The sequence below is a fragment of the Pelomicrobium sp. genome, from assembly GCF_036803785.1.
Lineage (GTDB): Bacteria > Pseudomonadota > Gammaproteobacteria > Burkholderiales > UBA6910 > Pelomicrobium.
Genome location: NZ_DAIRTR010000196.1, coordinates 1 through 3,813, shown reverse-complemented (window position 1 = coordinate 3,813; position 3,813 = coordinate 1). Strand labels below are relative to the sequence as shown.

Annotated in this window: 1 protein-coding gene and 1 pseudogene; one reads left to right on the top strand and one right to left on the bottom strand. The window is 68.2% G+C overall.

Translation table 11 applies throughout. The features are described from left to right. Positions 1–2,700: YhdP family phospholipid transporter (locus tag V7Q81_RS15050; RefSeq protein ID WP_333844928.1), on the bottom strand; the 2,700-nt coding region annotated here is incomplete at its 3' end. Positions 2,701–2,833: 133 nt separating this feature from the next. Here V7Q81_RS15050 and V7Q81_RS15045 point away from each other — a divergent pair. Beyond that, positions 2,834–3,813 (top strand): annotated as a pseudogene (locus V7Q81_RS15045) (bifunctional [glutamate--ammonia ligase]-adenylyl-L-tyrosine phosphorylase/[glutamate--ammonia-ligase] adenylyltransferase); the annotation flags it as partial.

Genomic DNA, 3,813 nt, shown 5'->3' with positions numbered 1-3,813 from the left:
GTCCAGGAGGGAGGTCGAGCCAGTCACCCACAGCCCTTCCCGCTTCGCCTCCGCCGTCCCGGGCCCCAGCACGAGAGCCCCCCGCTCCAAGGTGACGGAGGACGGCGCGCCTGTCAGAACCAACTGGGCGGAGGCCCGCTCTCCCAGGGAGACGGTGAGCACGGACGAGTCGGGACCGGCCGGACGCCGGGTCACCCGCAAGGGCAGGGGTTCTTGGGTGGATTTCGTGAGGGGGGCGGGCAGCGCCAGGGCGAGCCCCTCCAGGGACGACTCCAGCGTCTCTTCGGTGGCGTCCCGGCGGATCACTTGGTGGAAGCGCCAGTCGGTCGTGCCAGAAAGCAGCCGGGTCCACCCAGGTGCCCCCCTGGCCTGCCAGGCCTCGGCCGCGAACCGGCCATGGGCGCTCAGGCGCACTTCCTCCCCGACGGTCCGGGCAGAAAGGCGGACCGGCCCGCCCAGGAAGCGGGCGTCGATACCCTCCGCCGCCACCTCCCGATCGGTGAAACGCAGCGTTCCCGTGACTTCCTCCAGTGGCGGCAGGCCGGCCTGAAATGTGATGCGGTTGGCTTGAAAGGTATAGACACCCTCCACCGTAGCCTCCGGACTGTGGTGCAAGGGCACTGTCAGCGTCAGGGCGAGCCGCCCCGTTCCCGCCGCCTCCATCCCCCGGGTGAAATCCCCGATACGCCTGCCCACCGGGCTCTCCTCGATGAAGCGCAGAAAAGCGTTGGTGTCTCCCCGGGCTTCCCCGGTCACCGTGAGCTGGGGTTGTGCGGCGCCCAGGTCCGGAATCACCGCCCGCACGCCGCTCAACCGGACGCCCAAAAGGACACCGCGGCCCGCGGCGATCTCCATTCCCGCCCCCCGGAAAACCAGATCCGCTTCGATCTCCTCGAGGCGGGGCCAGCCATGAGCATACTGGAGTTGGACGCCGGAGGCTTTCGCGCTCACCCGAAACTCCCCCTGGTCCGCCTCGGCAAAGGGGAAGTGTTCCAACGGCCCCTTGAGGACCAAGGCTGCCTCGGACACCCGGCCTGCCAGGAGGGCTTCCCGTAGCCATTCCCGTGTCTCCTCGCCGACCACCCAAGGGAGATAGGCGTGGACTCGCCGGGCTTCGGCCCGGGTAAGCCGGGCAGTGAGATCGATGCGGCCGGGGCCCGACGGGGTGGTCCAATAGCGACCCGTGGCGCTACCGGCCAGGTCAGCATTGGCGAAGGTCACTTGGCGAAGGCGGATTTCGGTGTGCTGCTCATCTTGCTTCGCCCATCCGCCCTGTACCGTCAATTGGTCGAAGGCAAGGGGCCGGGGGAAGACCCGTGGAAGCTCCAGCATCGCCCCCTTGCCCGACAGGGCGAAGGAGCCTGCCTGGTCGCTTCCCTCCACCGCACCGCTCAGACCCCGGAAGCCGGGAACCGGGCCGTAGGGACTGAGCGCCAAGGCATCGAATCGGGCCCGTACCCGGTAGTCGCGCGCGCTGGTCAGATCCCCCTTCCACGCAGCCTCCAACCCGAAGACCGTGCCCCGGGGCGCCAAGGCTGCGAGCTGCTCCCGTGCCTCCACGGGCAAGGGTAGATGGCGCGCAAGGCTCGCCAGCACCCCCAGGTCGAGGACATTGGCCTGGATCGCCCACTGGGCATCCGCCCCTTCTCCGGCGCGTCGGAAGCGAAAATCGGTGGGGGCGAGGCGCAAGCCCTCCGGGGTGGCAAGGCTCAAACCCCGCGTCCATACCTCGTTTCCCTCCGCTTCTCGTTTCCAGCCGATCCGCCCGCCCAGGCTCGTCAGAGCGAAGGCAGGCAACTCGGGGGAAAGCGCCACCACCACGTCGGCGAGCTGCACATCGGCCGTCACCGCCACGGCCCCGTTCCCTCGAAAGGTCACCCACGCCCGAGCCGCACCGCTGCCTGCCTGTAACCCTTCGGGCAGGGGAAGCCAAGGCCGCCACGCGGCCACGTCCATCCGGTCCAAGGCCAGGTACAGCTCCCCCATGAGGTTTTTCGGCTCGTGAAACAAGAGCCCCTTTTTCAGGTCCCCCCGCACCTCCAGGCGACCGCCCCCGGCCGCTGGCGCGAAAGCCTGCAGGGCGAAACGATGGCGTCCGAGACCGTTTTCCAGCCGCAACTCCACCTCAGTAAGGGGAAGGGGCGCGGTGCCGCGCCCAGCGTCTTCCCACACCACCACAGCCCCGTGGATCCACACCGCCCGCTGGCGTAGCAGCCATGCGCCGATGGCGCTGGAGGCGGTGCCCTTCTCCGCCTGGTTCAGGGGCAAGCCAGCGACCCACCAGTGACCGCGGGCGTCTCGACGCACGTGGACGGCGGGCGCGTCGGCCTCCAGTCGGTAAAAACCCAATTCCCCCTGCAACAGGGCGGACCAGGACAGGACCGCTTCCACCCGTCCCAGGGCGAGGGCTGGCCGGCCGCTGGGATCCAGCACCTTCACCTCGCTCACCCGTAGCTCGGGCCGCACGCCTCGCCAGCCTGCCTCCAGTCGACCTAGGGTCACCGGTAGCCCCAGGGCGCGTTGGGCATAGCGGGCCACGGGATCACGGAAAGCGTCGGCGTGGGGGAACACTCCGTAGCGCAGCGCCAGGAAAGCGATCGCGACACCGACGAGCCCGATCCCGAAGATCCATCGGGCGGCGCGGAAGAGATGGCGCAGGCCATGCCGCGTGGCCAACGAGATACGGGAGAGCGGGCTCAAGGACCTCTTCCCAGGGCGTTTCGCCTAACCGGCGCCCCGGCGATTAGAATTGCGGGGAATCTTTCCTCGACCCGACCGCCGTCCAAAAACAGCGACGAGCGAAGGTTTCGCTAGTTTAACCCACTTCTTTCCCATGGGCGCCGAAAACCCCGTCACCGCCGACCCGAACACCGAGCTTCTGACCCGGGTCCGGCGCCTGAGCCGCTATGCCGATCGGCTGCTCCTTGCCGATCCTACCCTGGGCGAAGAGCTAGCCGCCCGGCTACAGGAGCCCTACACGCCCCAAGCCATGCAGGCTTTCCTGGACCAGCAGCCGACGGGAGAGGCGGGCCAGCTCGCCTCGGCCCTGCGGCAATTGCGCCGCCGGGTCATGCTGCGGGTGATGGCCCGGGACCTGGGCAGGCTCGCGAGCCTCGAGGAGGTCACCGAAACCATGACTGCACTGGCGGATCTCGCCATTACCCGGGCCCGGGATGCCCACCACGCCTGGCTTGCTGAGCGCTACGGACACCCGATCGGGGACGAGACCGGCCAGCCTCAAGACCTGCTGGTGATAGGCATGGGTAAGCTGGGGGGCGGGGAGCTCAACGTCTCGTCCGACGTGGACCTAGTGTTCGTCTACCCCGAGGAGGGACACACCGACGGCCCCAAGTCCATCAGCAACCACGAGTTCTTCACCCGGCTGGGCCAGCGGATCGCGGGGGCGCTCAATGATTTCACCCCAGAGGGGTTCGTCTTTCGGGTGGACTTGCGCCTGCGCCCTTTCGGGGAAAGCGGCCCCTTGGTGGTGAACTTCCCGAGCCTGGAGCACTACCTGATCACCCAGGGACGGGAGTGGGAGCGCTACGCCTGGATCAAGGCCCGGGTGGTGTGCGGTAGCCGGGCCCAGGAGTTGGAACGGCTTACCCGCCCCTTCGTTTTCCGCAAATATCTGGACTTCGGCGCCTACGCCTCCATGCGCAGCCTCCATGCCCAGATCCGGGAGGAAGTCAAACGCCGGGAGCTCATGGATAACATCAAGCTGGGTCCAGGGGGTATCCGGGAGATCGAGTTCATCGCCCAGGTGTTCCAGTTGATCCGGGGTGGCCAGGTGCCCCCCTTGCGGGCCCGCCC